At 35.2% G+C, this 14,790-nt stretch carries 11 protein-coding genes; 10 read left to right on the top strand and 1 reads right to left on the bottom strand.

Going from position 1 to position 14,790, the window contains the following annotated elements:
* Positions 1–413 precede the first annotated feature (413 nt).
* Positions 414–803 carry an SPOR domain-containing protein gene (locus EKL95_RS01975; RefSeq protein WP_126458404.1) on the bottom strand — a complete coding sequence of 130 codons (390 nt, stop codon included), beginning with the start codon at positions 801–803 and terminating at the stop codon, positions 414–416.
* A gap of 215 nt (positions 804–1,018) precedes the next feature.
* On the opposite strand from EKL95_RS01975, the gene EKL95_RS01970 reads away from it, so the two are divergent.
* The 10 genes from EKL95_RS01970 to queG all read left to right on the top strand — a co-directional run bounded on the left by EKL95_RS01970 (position 1,019) and on the right by queG (position 14,776).
* A complete protein-coding gene (locus EKL95_RS01970; protein ID WP_126458406.1) occupies positions 1,019–2,353 on the top strand; it encodes a c-type cytochrome in 1,335 nt (444 codons plus the stop codon).
* A gap of 29 nt (positions 2,354–2,382) precedes the next feature.
* On the top strand, positions 2,383–5,439 hold the full coding sequence (locus EKL95_RS01965; protein ID WP_126563419.1) for a TAT-variant-translocated molybdopterin oxidoreductase: 3,057 nt from the start codon (positions 2,383–2,385) through the stop codon (positions 5,437–5,439).
* Positions 5,440–5,478: 39 nt separating this feature from the next.
* Positions 5,479–6,882 carry an NrfD/PsrC family molybdoenzyme membrane anchor subunit gene (gene nrfD, locus EKL95_RS01960; RefSeq protein WP_126458410.1) on the top strand — a complete coding sequence of 468 codons (1,404 nt, stop codon included), beginning with the start codon at positions 5,479–5,481 and terminating at the stop codon, positions 6,880–6,882.
* Positions 6,875–7,399, top strand: a complete 525-nt coding sequence (locus EKL95_RS01955; protein WP_126458413.1) for a DUF3341 domain-containing protein — start codon at positions 6,875–6,877, stop codon at positions 7,397–7,399. Before nrfD ends, EKL95_RS01955 begins: the two co-directional genes overlap by 8 nt.
* Before the next feature lie 8 nt (positions 7,400–7,407).
* On the top strand, positions 7,408–7,953 hold the full coding sequence (locus tag EKL95_RS01950) for a c-type cytochrome (RefSeq protein ID WP_126458417.1): 546 nt from the start codon (positions 7,408–7,410) through the stop codon (positions 7,951–7,953).
* 27 nt (positions 7,954–7,980) lie between these two features.
* Positions 7,981–9,444: a quinol:cytochrome C oxidoreductase gene (locus EKL95_RS01945; RefSeq protein ID WP_126563488.1), complete on the top strand. Its 1,464-nt coding sequence runs from the start codon at positions 7,981–7,983 to the stop codon at positions 9,442–9,444.
* 19 nt (positions 9,445–9,463) lie between these two features.
* On the top strand, positions 9,464–10,600 hold the full coding sequence (locus EKL95_RS01940) for a cytochrome c oxidase subunit II (protein ID WP_126553157.1): 1,137 nt from the start codon (positions 9,464–9,466) through the stop codon (positions 10,598–10,600).
* A gap of 30 nt (positions 10,601–10,630) precedes the next feature.
* Positions 10,631–12,427: a cbb3-type cytochrome c oxidase subunit I gene (locus EKL95_RS01935; protein WP_126562636.1), complete on the top strand. Its 1,797-nt coding sequence runs from the start codon at positions 10,631–10,633 to the stop codon at positions 12,425–12,427.
* A gap of 265 nt (positions 12,428–12,692) precedes the next feature.
* Positions 12,693–13,715 carry a Holliday junction branch migration DNA helicase RuvB gene (ruvB, locus tag EKL95_RS01930; RefSeq protein WP_126454217.1) on the top strand — a complete coding sequence of 341 codons (1,023 nt, stop codon included), beginning with the start codon at positions 12,693–12,695 and terminating at the stop codon, positions 13,713–13,715.
* Positions 13,716–13,807: 92 nt separating this feature from the next.
* A complete protein-coding gene (gene queG / locus EKL95_RS01925; RefSeq protein WP_126563418.1) occupies positions 13,808–14,776 on the top strand; it encodes a tRNA epoxyqueuosine(34) reductase QueG in 969 nt (322 codons plus the stop codon).
* Positions 14,777–14,790 lie beyond the last annotated feature (14 nt).

Genomic DNA, 14,790 nt, shown 5'->3' with positions numbered 1-14,790 from the left:
ACTAGTCGGGATTTTTTTGTTTTAAACAAAGACAGGTTTAGTCTTGAAAAGCTTTTTTAATGGCTGAATAAAAGTTTTTTGTTTTAACACTGATTTTTATTTGTTAAGGAAAAGTGACAACTTTTTTTTATTTCAGTTAGTAAAACGCGATTTTTTATTTAATCGAGAGTGGGATAGGAGTTTGTGTTGAACTGAGCTTATTCGTTTATGTCATCCTGATTTAAAGTTTTTTGCTTATTTCAAATAATAGAGAGCTTGATTTTATATAATTTGAATATTTTTTAAGTTTATTAGAGGATAATTTTGCTATTTTTCAATTGTCTTTGGTTTTTTTTAATCCAATTATAAAAACAAAAAAACCACTTTTGAAGTGGTTTTTTTAAAATAGGAGATGCATGATTACTGATGCTGTTTTATTTGTTAGGCTTTATCAAATGTACATTGGAATAGCTTTTTTTGATCTCTATTAGATTTCGTTCTGCTTCAATTCGTGTTTTGAAATTCCCAACCCAAACTTTGTAGTTTGGAGTAAAAAAAATAATGGTGCCGTCAATATCTCGAAATTGTTGTCTAAATTGATTAAGAGTGTTTCTTGCTTTTTCACTTTCGCCACTAAATATTTGAATTTTATATTGGTCATTTATAGCATTAGAAATATTTGTTTTTCTCTTTTCATTTAGTAATTGTTCAAATTTAGGGTCTTGATTAACGGTTAAGTTTTTGTCTTGTGCAATTGCATGTATATAAGATATACAAAATGCAATAGTGATAAAAAAAGCTTTTTTGGAGGCTAAAATTCTCATAATGTGATTGTTTTTGTGTAAAAGTACTATTTAATAAATCATACTAAACTCAGAATATTATTTAGAATAGATATAAATTGAAATTAAGACTATTTTAAGGTTTTGAGAGTAGTTCTTAAGTCGTATTTTTGTGCAAGTTTAAAATAAAGGATCAGTTTTTATAAAAATAATTAGAAAAAACTGTGCCAATTTTTAGTAGATAATCATTATACTATATGAAAAAGGTGGGTAACCATAATTCGATCTCAAGGAAATTAATTCTTAGCATAGCTTTAATGCTGTCTGTTTCCTTTACTTCATTTGCTCAAGAAGCTACTCCAGCAGTAGCGGATGTTACTGCGGATGCTACAGCTACTTCACAAAGTGCTGATCCGGTTAAGGGTAAAGAGCTTTTTAATGCTAACTGTGCGGCATGTCACAAACTTGATGCGAAAGCAACAGGACCGGCTCTTAGAGGCGTGGGTGCTAAATATGATGCTTCATGGCTTCATAAGTGGGTTCGTAATAGTTCAGATCTTATCAAATCAGGAGATGCTCAAGCTGTAAAAGTTTATGAGGAAAATAACAAGGCCGTAATGTCTGCTTTTCCTCAATTATCGGATGCTGATATTGATGATATAATTGCTTACACTTCAGAGCCAAAAGCGGAGGCTCCTGCAGTAGCTTCAGGTACTGAGGCGGTTCCAGGAACAGCTGATGCAGGCAGTGGGGTTTCGAATAATATTATTTTAGGGGCTTTGTCCTTGGTGATGTTAGTTCTTGTGGTAATGTTGTTTCTTGTAAATAATGTGTTAACTAAAGTAGCAAAAGCAAATGGTATTGAAGTTGCTCCAAAAACTCCAACAACACCTATTTGGAAATCGTTTGTTAGAAATCAGTTTTTAGTATTGGTTACTTCTGTATTTTTGTTGTTGGCGAGTGCGTATTTTGTATATGGTTATCTGATGCAAATTGGTGTTGACCAGGATTATGCGCCAGTTCAGCCGATTCATTATTCTCATAGAATACATGCTGGAGATAATGAGATCAACTGTAAGTATTGTCACTCCTCGGCAAGAGTTAGTAAGAATGCTGGAATTCCTTCATTGAATGTTTGTATGAATTGTCATAAGAATATTGCTGAAGTTGCTGAAACAACAGCTACTCCTGAATACAGTAAGGCGTTTTATGATGAGCAAATTCAGAAATTATATACAGCAGTTGGTTGGGATCAAACAACTCAAACGTACACAGGTAAAACACAGCCTGTAAAATGGGTTCGTATTCATAACTTGCCGGATTTTGTTTATTTTAATCACTCGCAACACGTAACGGTGGCTGGTATTGAATGTCAAACTTGTCACGGTCCAGTACAAGAATATGAGATTCAAAAACAATTCGCTCCTTTAACAATGGGTTGGTGTATTGATTGTCACAGGAAAACTGAGGTAAAAATGGAAGGCAATGAATATTATACTAAGATTCACGAGGAGCTTTCTAAGAAATACGGTGTAGATAAGTTGACTGCGGCTCAAATGGGAGGTTTAGAATGTGGTAAATGCCATTATTAATCAAATTATTAAGATTTTAATATTTATATATGTCATCAAACAAAAAATACTGGAAAAGTGTTGAAGAGCTAGATCAAAATAGTTCTGTTGTTGAGGCCCTTAGAAATAACGAATTTGTTGAAGAAATTCCTACGGATGAATTTTTAGGAAATGATGGTACTTTGTCATCTTCGTCAACATCACGTCGTGATTTTTTAAAGTACGTTGGTTTTAGCACAGCAGCAGCCACGCTTGCGGCTTGTGAAGGACCGGTTAACAAGTCTATTCCTTACGTGCTTCAGCCGGAACAAATTATCCCCGGAGTAGCCGATTATTATGCAACGTCAGTTTTTGATGGTTTTGACTTTGCAAATCTTTTGGTGAAAACACGCGAAGGGCGCCCTATTAAAATAGATAATAATACTATTCAAGGTGCTGCGTTTAGTGCTAATGCAAGAATTCATGCTTCTATTCTTTCGTTATACGACAGTATGCGTTTGAAGGAGCCAAAGATAGAAGGTAAAAATGCGGCTTGGTCTGCTGTTGATTCTAAAATAAAGTCTAGTATCGTTGCTGCTGCTGCAAAAGGCGGGCAAGTGGTGCTTTTGACTAATACATTGGCGAGTCCATCATCAGAAAAGCTTATTGCTGAATTTATTGCCAAAAATCCAAATGCGAAACATGTTGTTTACGATGCTGTTTCTTCTTCGGAAGCATTAGATGCTTTTGAAACTGTTTATGGAGAAAGAGCTTTAGTTAATTATGATTTTTCAAAAGCATCTCTTATCGTTTCTGTTGGAGCTGATTTTCTTGGAGACTGGCAAGGCGGGGGTTATGATTCGGGTTATACGCAAGGAAGAGTGCCAAAAGCAGGAAAAATGTCTCGTCATTTTCAGTTAGAAGCTAATATGACACTCTCGGGTGCTGCAGCTGATAAACGTTTGCCAATGTCTACGGCTAATCAAAAGCAAGCGTTAGTTCATATTTATAATGTGGTAACAGGTTCTTCTGTTGGCGTAACTTTAGAAGATAAATTTAAAGCTGAAGTTACTAAAGCGGCTCAGCAGTTAAAAGCTGCTGGTGCAAAAGGAGTTTTAGTTTCTGGTATTCAAGATAAAAATGCTCAGTTAGTAGTTTTGGCTGTCAATCAAGCATTGGCCAGTGAGGCTTTTACTACCTCTGGTGTAAGACAAATCAGAAAAGGTTCAAATGAAAAAGTGAATCAATTAATTAATGATATGAAAGCAGGAAGTGTTCATACGTTGATTATGAGTGGTGTTAATCCAGTCTATACTTTACCAGACAGCACTTCTTTTGTTGAAGCAATGAAGAAAGTTAATACATCAGTATCTTTTTCTTTGAAAGAAGATGAAACGGCTTTAGTAAGTACAATTGCAGCAGCTGTTCCTCATTATTTGGAATCATGGAATGATGTAAGTTTCACCAAAGGAACTTATGGGATTACTCAGCCTACGATCCGTCCTCTTTTTAATACCAAACAATTTCAGGATGTATTGTTGTCTTTAAATGGAATGACTGGTACATTTTACGATTATATTAAAGGGAATGCTTCGACAATAATAGCAGGTTCTTCTTGGAATAAAGTGTTGCATGATGGTGTTTATGTGGGTGTTGTACCAACTGTAGCTGCAGGTTCTGCTGATTATGGTGCTGCTGCAACTGCTTTGGCACAATCAAAAGCTTCTGAAGGACTAGAACTTGTTTTATACACCAAAACTGGTTTAGGGGATGGACAACAAGCAAACAACCCTTGGTTACAAGAATTTCCGGATCCAATTACAAGAGTTTCTTGGGATAATTATCTTACGGTTTCGAATGCTGATGCTAAGAAATATGATCTTTCGAATGAAATTGTTGCTAATGGGGGGTTAAACGGAAGTTATGCTAGTATTACCACAGCAGACGGAATTAAATTAGAAAATGTTCCTGTAATTGTGCAACCGGGTCAGGCTGTTGGTACTATTGGCTTGGCGTTAGGGTACGGTCGCAAAGCGGCTTTGAAGGAAGAAATGATGGTGGGTTTAAATGCCTATTCTTTATATAAAGGTTTCAATAATGTACAATCAGTAACCTTGGTAAAAGCTGAAGGTGAACATGAGTTTGCTTGTGTTCAAGGTCAGAAAACATTGATGGGAAGAGGGGATATTATAAAAGAAACATCTTTAGAAATTTTTAATACAAAAGATGCTCAAATCTGGAATCCTCAACCTATGGTGTCATTGGATCATAAGGAGGTAGAGGCTACTAAGGTAGATTTGTGGTCTTCATTTGATCGTTCTGTCGGGCATCATTTTAATCTTTCTATAGATTTAAATTCATGTACCGGTTGTGGTGCTTGTGTGATAGCATGTCATGCTGAAAATAACGTTCCTGTAGTAGGGAAAGCTGAAATTAGAAGAAGTCGTGATATGCACTGGTTGCGTATTGACAGGTATTATTCTTCCGAAAGTACTTTTGAAGGTGATAACGAAAGAAAAGAAAATATAGCAGGTTTATCAAGTTCATTATCTACATTTAATGAAATGGAAAAGGCAGGTGATAATCCTCAAGTTTCCTTTCAGCCTGTAATGTGTCAACATTGTAACCATGCGCCCTGTGAAACAGTTTGTCCAGTAGCGGCAACTTCACACTCGCGTCAAGGTCAAAATCATATGGCTTATAACAGATGCGTTGGTACGCGTTATTGTGCTAACAACTGTCCGTATAAAGTACGTCGTTTTAACTGGTTTTTATACAACAAAAACAGTGAATTTGATTATCATATGAATGATGATTTAGGACGTATGGTATTGAATCCGGATGTTAATGTTCGCTCTCGTGGAGTTATGGAAAAATGTTCAATGTGTATTCAAATGACACAAGCAACTATTTTGAAAGCTAAAAACGAAGGAAGAGTAATCATTGATGGTGAATTCCAAACGGCATGTTCAAATGCTTGTTCTAATGGAGCAATGAAATTTGGAGATATAAATGATAAAGATGCGGAAGTGGCTGCCTTAGTTGCTGACGAAAGGATGTATCATTTGTTGGAGCATGTTGGAACAAAACCTAATGTGATTTATCACGTTAAAGTTAGAAATACTTAGTACAAAAAAAGAATTAATTAAGAATCAATATAAAGGATTATGTCGTCTCACTACGAAGCAACCATTAGAAAACCCTTAGTTATAGGTGATAAAACTTATCATGATGTAACTGTAGATGTAGCAGCACCTGTTGAAGGTAAAGCAAATAAACATTGGTGGATTGTATTTTCAATTGCATTAATAGCCTTCCTTTGGGGTTTAGGCTGTATAATTTACACTGTTTCTACAGGTATTGGAACATGGGGGTTAAATAAAACTGTTGGATGGGCTTGGGATATCACGAACTTTGTTTGGTGGGTTGGTATTGGTCATGCTGGAACTTTAATTTCGGCAGTATTATTGCTTTTCCGTCAGCGTTGGAGAATGGCTATTAACCGTTCTGCTGAAGCAATGACAATTTTCTCTGTTATCCAGGCAGGTTTATTTCCAATTATTCACATGGGTCGTCCATGGTTAGCCTATTGGGTTTTACCAATTCCGAATCAATTTGGTTCTCTTTGGGTGAATTTTAACTCACCATTACTTTGGGATGTATTTGCAATTTCTACCTATCTTTCTGTTTCATTAGTATTTTGGTGGACTGGTTTATTACCTGATTTTGCCATGTTGCGTGACAGAGCAATAACTCCTTTTAATAAAAGAGTATATTCTATATTGAGTTTTGGTTGGAGCGGTAGAGCAAAAGACTGGCAACGATTTGAAGAAGTTTCTTTAGTTCTTGCAGGTTTAGCAACTCCGCTTGTGCTTTCGGTGCACACAATTGTATCAATGGATTTTGCCACGTCAGTTATTCCTGGCTGGCATACTACAATTTTTCCGCCTTACTTTGTTGCTGGAGCAGTTTTCTCAGGGTTTGCAATGGTAAATACGTTGCTGATTATTATGAGAAAAGTTTCAAATTTAGAAGCTTATATCACAGTTCAACACATTGAATTGATGAATATCGTAATCATGATTACAGGTTCAATTGTAGGTGTTGCTTATATTACGGAATTATTTGTTGCATGGTATTCCGGTGTAGAGTATGAACAATATGCCTTTTTAAACAGAGCTACTGGACCGTACTGGTGGGCTTATTGGTCTATGATGACTTGCAATGTTTTTTCTCCACAATTCATGTGGTTTAAAAAATTAAGAACAAGTATTATGTTTTCCTTTATAATTTCAATTGTAGTGAATATTGGAATGTGGTTTGAAAGATTTGTAATCATTGTAACTTCATTGCACAGGGATTATTTGCCATCTTCATGGACAATGTTCTCTCCTACATTTGTTGATATTGGAATTTTTATTGGAACTATAGGATTCTTCTTCGTACTGTTTTTACTCTATTCCAGAACATTTCCTGTGATAGCTCAGGCAGAGGTGAAAACAATTTTAAAAGGAACCGGAGATAATTACAAAAGAGAAAGAGAAGCAAATAAAGATTCACACCATGAGTAATAAAGTAATATACGCCATTTATAATGACGATGATATTTTGATGGATGCGGTTAAAAAAACCCGAGCAGCCCATCATCATATTGAAGAAGTTTTTACTCCATTCCCTGTACACGGTTTGGATAAAGCTATGGGAATTGCACCAACGAGATTAGCGATTTGTGCTTTCCTGTATGGTTGCGTAGGTATTTCGGTAGCAACAGCCATGATGAATTATATAATGATTCAAGATTGGCCTCAGGATATTGGTGGAAAGCCAAGTTTCAGTTATATTGAAAATATGCCAGCTTTTGTTCCAATTATGTTTGAACTTACAGTGTTCTTTTCTGCTCACTTAATGGTTATTACTTTTTATATGAGAAGTAAATTATGGCCTTTCAAAGAAGCGGAAAATCCTGATGTAAGAACCACAGATGACCATTTTTTAATGGAAGTTGCTGTAAACAATAATGAAGAGGAATTAGTTTCTTTTTTCCAAAGCACGGGAGCTGTAGAAGTTAAAGTAATAGAAAAGCATTAATTATAGATATGAAAAGCGTATATAAAATAACACTTTTATTTGGTATAACTATTTTAGTTTCCTCCTGCCATAATAATGCGGCACCAAACTATCAGTATTTTCCAAATATGTATGAGTCAGTAGGGTATGAAACTTATTCTGAATCAAATGCATTTAAAAATGGTAAAGAAGGACAACTTCCTGCTCAAGGATCCATAAACCGAGGGTTTGAGCCTTTTGAATACGAAAACTCTACGGCTGGATATGAGTTAGCTAAAGTGAATCTTAAATCTCCTTTAGACTCCTTAAGTAGAGAACCTGAAAAGGCAAAAGAACTTTTTGAAATTTATTGTATCAGTTGCCACGGTGCTTCTGGAAACGGTAAAGGTAAACTGGTAGAAAGAGAAAAATTTCTGGGTGTTCCTAGTTATAAAGATAGAGTTATTACTGAGGGAAGTATTTATCATGTAATAACGTATGGTTTGAATTCTATGGGCTCGCATGCAAACCAGTTGAGTGCCCATGAACGTTGGTTGGTTACTGACTATGTTCTAAAACTAAAAAGCGAATTATAATTGTTGAACAAACTGATCGTAATAGATATGTATACATTTTCAAGTAAATTAAAAACTTTTTCTTTCCTCTTAATGGCCATAGGCGTATTAGGGATTGGATATGGTTTTTGGAGTGCACCAAAGGATATTCAAGAAGTTGAAACTCTTCTTGCTGCTGAAAGCCATGGTAGTCATGGAGAAGTTAAACATGAAACTTCAAAACCTGTTGAAGAGCATGTTGTTTCTAACGGGCACGAGGAAGCTCAAAGTACAAAAGAGGGCAATGCAATAGTATCGCCTACGGACAGCACTTCAGAAGTTATTAATGAAGTTCATGAGAATTCGTTACACACCGAAGTAGCTGTAAAAAAGGGTGAACATGAAATTAGTGAAGAAGTGAAACATGCGGAACATTTGAATCATGTTTTGCATCAGTTGCAAAATAAGCCATGGGCTGCTTTTTATGTTGCCTGTATATTCTTTATGTTGGTGTCTTTGGGTGTTTTAGCTTTTTATGCTATTCAACAAGTAGCTCAGGCTGGTTGGTCGCCTGTTTTGTTTAGAGTTATGCAGGGTATAACGTCTTATTTACCAGTAGGGTCTGTTGTCTTTTTTATAGTATTATTGTTATGTGGTCTTCATCTTAATCATCTTTTTATATGGTTAGATCCTGAAGTTGTTGCTACGGATAAATTAATTGCGAATAAAGCGGGGTATTTAAATTTTCCTTTTTGGATTATTAGGGCAGCTATATTTTTGACTGGTTGGAATTTGTATCACTATTTTTCTAGAAAATATTGTTTAGCGCAAGATGATGCTAGTGATGATTTATTTTACAAGAAAAACTTTAAATTATCGGCTGTCTTCTTAGTTTTCTTTATTGTTACAGAATCGATAATGTCCTGGGACTGGATTATGTCTATCGATCCACATTGGTTTAGTACTTTATTTGGGTGGTATGTTTTTTCAAGTTTCTTTGTTAGTGGAATCACCACGATAGCATTAGTTACTTTGTATTTGAAATCTAGAGGTTTTTTAGAGCACGTTAATACGAGTCATATTCATGATTTAGCAAAATTCATGTTCGGTTTTAGTATATTTTGGACTTATTTATGGTTTTCACAATATATGCTTATTTGGTATGCTAATATTCCGGAAGAGGTAACTTATTATATAACTAGAATCGAATTATATAATATTCCGTTCTTTGGTGCTGTGGTTATGAATTTTGTATTTCCTTTGTTGATCTTAGTTAATACTGATTTTAAAAGAATTACATGGGTTTTAGTCATGGCAGGTGCCGTTATTTTGGTTGGACATTATATAGACTTTTTCAACATGATTATGCCAGGAACTGTTGGAGACAGATGGTTCATTGGGGTTTCAGAGATAGCTTCTGTTCTTTTCTTCCTTGGATTATTTATTTATGTTGTTTTTACAGCATTGACAAAAGTTCCTTTGTTGCCAAAAAGAAATCCATTTATTGAAGAAAGTAAACATTTCCATTATTAATATTTAAAGAAAAAAACAGATGACAAGTTTGTTGGTAATTATAGTTTTAGCTTTATTAGCTGTTGCTTTGTGGCAATTGACTAAAATATTCGATCTGACGCAAGTTGGATCCAATTCCGATAGCTCTGAAGTAGCTACAGATAATGACAATAACGTTCAAGGTTATTTAATGTTTGGTTTTTTGGCCTTTATTTATATTTTTTCAATATATGGTTTGTTTGCTTGGGGACCTTTAGTCCTTCATACATCTGCTTCTGCTCATGGTGAACAAGTGGATTATTTGATGAACATAACTTGGATTCTTATCTTTATTGTGCAAGCTATTACTCAGGTTTTATTGCATTATTTTGCTTTCAAATACAGAGGAAAAAAAGATCAAAAGGCACTTTATTTTGCCGATAATAATAAATTAGAAGCTATTTGGAGCGTTATTCCTGCAGTAGTTTTGGCAGGATTAATACTTTATGGATTGTATGCTTGGAATAATATTATGTTTGTTGATGAAGATGAAGATACAATCGTAATCGAATTATATGCGCAACAGTTTAACTGGAAAGCCAGATATTCAGGAGAGGATAACGTACTTGGAAAAGCAAATGTAAGGTTTATCGAAGGTGCAAATGCTGTAGGAGTTGATTTATCGGATCCATATTCTCAAGATGATATATTGGTAACAGAATTGCATATTCCAAAAGGGAAGAAAATTCATTTCAAAATGCGTTCTCAAGACGTTTTACATTCTGCTTACATGCCTCACTTTAGAGCGCAAATGAATTGTGTTCCTGGTATGGTAACTGAGTTCGCTTTTGAGCCTGTTTATACCACTGTAGAATACAGAGAATTGCCTTATATGGTTGAAAAAGTTGCAAATATTAATGCTTTAAGGGCTAAGAAAAGTGTTGGTTTGGTGGCAAAAGGAGAGGCAGCTTTAGATCCTTATACTTTTGATTATCTGTTACTTTGTAATAAAATTTGTGGTACATCTCATTACAACATGCAAATGAAGATCATTGTAGATACTCCTGAAGACTATAAAGCTTGGTTGAAAGAGAAGGCTACTATCGTTAATGAAGTTAAAGCAGCTTTAGCTACGCCAGCTCCTGTAGATACTGGAGCAAGTACTGATACTGCTGCTGCTGTAACGGCAATGAAATAATATTATAAAAAAAATTTAAAGTAAACATATATGTCAGCAGAAGGTCACGATCACGCAATAGATCACGAACACGAACATCACCATAAAGACACTTTTATTACTAAATATATTTTTAGTATTGATCATAAGATGATTGCCAAACAATACCTAATTACGGGTATCATTATGGGGATTATTGGTGTTGGGATGTCTATGCTTTTTAGAATGCAATTAGCATGGCCGGAAGAATCTTTCCGAATATTTAATATTTTACTAGGGGATAAATTTGCTCCTAATGGAGTCATGGCTAATGATATTTACTTAGCATTGGTTACTATTCATGGAACAATAATGGTTTTCTTTGTTTTAACGGCTGCCCTGAGTGGTACTTTTAGTAACTTATTGATTCCACTTCAAATTGGAGCGCGAGATATGGCATCCGGTTTTATGAATATGATTTCGTATTGGTTGTTTTTCTTATCTAGTGTAATCATGATTAGTTCCCTTTTTGTTGAGGCTGGTCCTGCTTCTTCAGGATGGACGATATATCCTCCCTTAAGTGCTTTACCACAAGCTATTCCTGGTTCAGGTATGGGTATGACATTATGGTTAATTTCAATGGCTATTTTTATTGCATCTTCTTTAATGGGATCTTTGAACTATGTTGTTACGGTAATTAACTTAAGGACTAAGGGAATGTCTATGACTCGATTACCACTTACTATATGGGCTTTCTTTGTGACTGCTATTATTGGTATAGTATCTTTTCCTGTTCTTTTATCAGCTGCTTTATTATTGATTTTTGATAGAAGCTTTGGTACTTCATTTTTCTTATCTGATATTTATATTGCAGGGGAAGTGTTGCATTATCAAGGAGGTTCTCCAGTATTGTTTGAGCATTTATTCTGGTTTTTAGGTCACCCTGAAGTTTATATAGTTTTATTACCTGCTTTGGGTATTACTTCTGAAGTGATTGCTACAAATTCTCGTAAACCAATTTTTGGTTACAGAGCAATGATTATGTCAATTATTGCAATTGCATTCTTATCGACGATAGTGTGGGGGCATCATATGTTTGTCTCCGGTATGAATCCGTTTTTAGGATCTGTATTTACATTTACAACATTGTTAATTGCGATACCTTCAGCGGTAAAAGCGTTTAATTATATTACAACATTGTGGAAAGGAAATTTACAATTGAATCCGGCTATGCTGTTTTCTATTGGATTGGTTTCTACATTTATTACAGGTGGTTTAACAGGGATTATTCTTGGGGATAGTACACTTGATATTAATGTACACGATACTTATTTTGTTGTAGCTCACTTTCACTTGGTAATGGGAATTTCTGCACTTTATGGAATGTTTGCAGGTATTTATCACTGGTTTCCAAGATTATTTGGAAGAATGTTAAACAAGAATCTTGGATATGTACACTTTTGGGTAACTGCAATTTGTGCCTATGGAGTTTTCTTTCCGATGCACTTTATTGGACTAGCGGGTCTGCCAAGACGTTACTATACTAACACCAACTTTCCGTTATTTGATGATTTACAAAATGTTAACGTTTTGATCACAATATTTGCTTTAATTGGTGGTGCCTTTCAATTGGTTTTCTTGTACAATTTTTTCAGTAGTATCTTCTACGGTAAAAAATCAGTAATGAATCCTTGGAAATCAAATACATTAGAGTGGACTGCACCTGTGGAACATATTCATGGGAACTGGCCAGGAGAAATTCCTGAGGTTCATCGTTGGCCTTATGACTACAGTAATCCAGCTCATGATGTAGATTTTGTACCTCAAAATGTTCCAATGAAAGAAGGTGAAGAAGTTTTACATCACTAAAATATAAAAAAAGCCTCGCGAAAGTAGAGGCTTTTTTTAGGACATTACTCAATTTTCATCCCTTTTGTAAGTGTGTAATCACTGTATTTATAGAAGGGTTCAATTGTTAATGCAGTGCATTCTACAACCATTGTGGTGTCTGGATTTTGTTTGAATGAATAAAAAAATAACATACTGAAATAGATTGCTTGATAGTATTGCTTTTTTATTTATAGCATTTTAAATTTAAATTTATAATTCAATATTGCTTTGCTATCTTTGTTATATGAATGAAAATTTAGACCCAACAGCAAATGGTTACAATTCAGAAGAGCTAGATCTTGAAAAAAAATTGAGACCACTTTCTTTTGATGATTTTGCAGGACAAGACCAAATATTAGAAAATCTGAAAGTTTTTGTTCAGGCTGCAAATCAACGAAATGAAGCACTTGATCACACGCTGTTTCATGGTCCACCTGGCTTAGGAAAAACAACATTAGCCAATATTCTTGCCAATGAATTGCAAGTGGGAATCAAAATTACTTCCGGTCCGGTTTTAGACAAACCTGGAGATTTAGCCGGTTTACTGACTAATCTAGAAGAAAGAGACGTTTTATTTATTGATGAAATTCATCGTTTGAGTCCAATAGTAGAAGAATATTTGTATTCTGCTATGGAGGATTTTAAGATTGATATCATGATTGAATCTGGACCTAATGCAAGAACCGTCCAAATCAATCTAAATCCATTTACCTTAATTGGAGCCACCACGCGTTCTGGTTTATTAACCGCTCCTATGAGAGCGCGTTTTGGAATTTCTTCCCGCTTACAATATTATACCACTGAGTTACTCACCACAATCGTAGAAAGAAGTGCTACTATATTTAAAATGCCTATATCCATGGAGGCAGCTATAGAAATAGCTGGTCGTAGTCGTGGAACTCCTCGCATCGCGAACGCATTGTTACGGCGTGTGCGTGATTTTGCCCAGATAAAAGGGAATGGCACTATCGATATAGAAATTGCCCGTTACGCCTTAAAAGCACTTAATGTAGATGCTCATGGCCTGGACGAGATGGATAATAAAATACTAAATACAATCATCGATAAATTCAAAGGCGGACCTGTAGGTTTATCTACTTTGGCGACAGCCGTATCTGAAAGCAGTGAAACAATCGAGGAAGTCTATGAACCATTTTTGATTCAGGAAGGTTTTATTATGCGTACGCCAAGAGGTAGAGAAGTTACCGATAAAGCATATCAACATTTAGGGAAATTAAAAACAAACAATCAGGGCGGTTTATTCTGATTTTTAGGAGCTGTTTCCCGCTTTCCGCTGTATTTCCGATATAGAAAAACAAGGCTTTTTCAGCCGTAGTTTTTGTTAATCGGGAGACGCCGATGCTATCAGGTCTTGGAATCCCGTTTATTAACTTCTATTTTTTAACTATTAATACAAAAGCGACATACACGCAATTTATCAAATCTGAAGCGAAACGTCTCGGATTTTTATCCTGTGGAATAGCTAAAGCTGGTTTCTTGGAACAAGAAGCACCGCGGTTAGAAAACTGGTTGGAGAACAATAGAAATGGCCAAATGTACTATATGGAAAACCATTTTGACAAGCGTTTAAATCCAACTTTACTCGTTGAGGATGCTAAAAGTGTAGTTTCACTGTTGTTAAATTATTATCCAGAAGACCTGCAAAATACAGATTCTTATAAGATTTCAAAATATGCGTACGGTCAGGATTATCATTTTGTGATCAAGGAAAAACTCAAAGAATTTTTATTTTCTATTCAATCTACAATCGGAGATGTTTCTGGTCGGGCCTTTGTAGATTCTGCTCCAGTCCTTGACAAAGCTTGGGCTGCCAAAAGTGGTTTGGGTTGGATAGGCAAAAACAGTAATTTATTGACACAAAAAGTAGGTTCTTTTTACTTTATCGCGGAACTCATTATCGATTTAGATTTAGACTATGACAATCCTACAACCGATCATTGTGGTACGTGTACAGCTTGTATAGATGCGTGCCCTACAGCGGCAATAGTTGCGCCTTATGTAGTAGATGGCAGCAAATGCATTTCCTATTTTACAATTGAATTAAAAGAAAATATCCCTCAGGAGATGAAAGGTAAATTTGATGAATGGGCTTTTGGATGCGATGTGTGTCAGGATGTTTGTCCTTGGAACAAGTTTTCAAAAGCACATAATGAACCTTTATTTAACCCAAATCCAGAATTACTGTCCTTGTCCAAAAAAGATTGGATAGAAATTACTGAAGAAACATTTAAAGCTGTTTTTAAAAACTCACCAATTAAAAGAGCCAAGTTTCAAGGATTAAAAAGGAATATTGATTTTTTACAGTAACGAAATTTTGAAAC

It is taken from the genome of Flavobacterium sp. LB2P53, from assembly GCF_003970305.1.
Lineage (GTDB): Bacteria > Bacteroidota > Bacteroidia > Flavobacteriales > Flavobacteriaceae > Flavobacterium.
The sequence above is the reverse complement of the archived record's forward strand: the minus strand, read 5'-3'. Positions and strand labels throughout refer to the sequence as shown.

What these genes read in the sequence shown, in the direction of transcription:
- EKL95_RS01975 (WP_126458404.1), bottom strand. Translation starts at nt 803, where the DNA reads ATGAGAATTTTAGCCTCCAAAAAAGCTTTTTTTATCACTATTGCATTT.
- EKL95_RS01970 (WP_126458406.1), top strand. Translation starts at nt 1,019, where the DNA reads ATGAAAAAGGTGGGTAACCATAATTCGATCTCAAGGAAATTAATTCTT.
- ruvB (WP_126454217.1), top strand. Translation starts at nt 12,693, where the DNA reads ATGAATGAAAATTTAGACCCAACAGCAAATGGTTACAATTCAGAAGAG.
- EKL95_RS01940 (WP_126553157.1), top strand. Translation starts at nt 9,464, where the DNA reads ATGACAAGTTTGTTGGTAATTATAGTTTTAGCTTTATTAGCTGTTGCT.
- EKL95_RS01955 (WP_126458413.1), top strand. Translation starts at nt 6,875, where the DNA reads ATGAGTAATAAAGTAATATACGCCATTTATAATGACGATGATATTTTG.
- EKL95_RS01945 (WP_126563488.1), top strand. Translation starts at nt 7,981, where the DNA reads ATGTATACATTTTCAAGTAAATTAAAAACTTTTTCTTTCCTCTTAATG.
- EKL95_RS01935 (WP_126562636.1), top strand. Translation starts at nt 10,631, where the DNA reads ATGTCAGCAGAAGGTCACGATCACGCAATAGATCACGAACACGAACAT.
- EKL95_RS01950 (WP_126458417.1), top strand. Translation starts at nt 7,408, where the DNA reads ATGAAAAGCGTATATAAAATAACACTTTTATTTGGTATAACTATTTTA.
- EKL95_RS01965 (WP_126563419.1), top strand. Translation starts at nt 2,383, where the DNA reads ATGTCATCAAACAAAAAATACTGGAAAAGTGTTGAAGAGCTAGATCAA.
- nrfD (WP_126458410.1), top strand. Translation starts at nt 5,479, where the DNA reads ATGTCGTCTCACTACGAAGCAACCATTAGAAAACCCTTAGTTATAGGT.
- queG (WP_126563418.1), top strand. Translation starts at nt 13,808, where the DNA reads ATGCTATCAGGTCTTGGAATCCCGTTTATTAACTTCTATTTTTTAACT.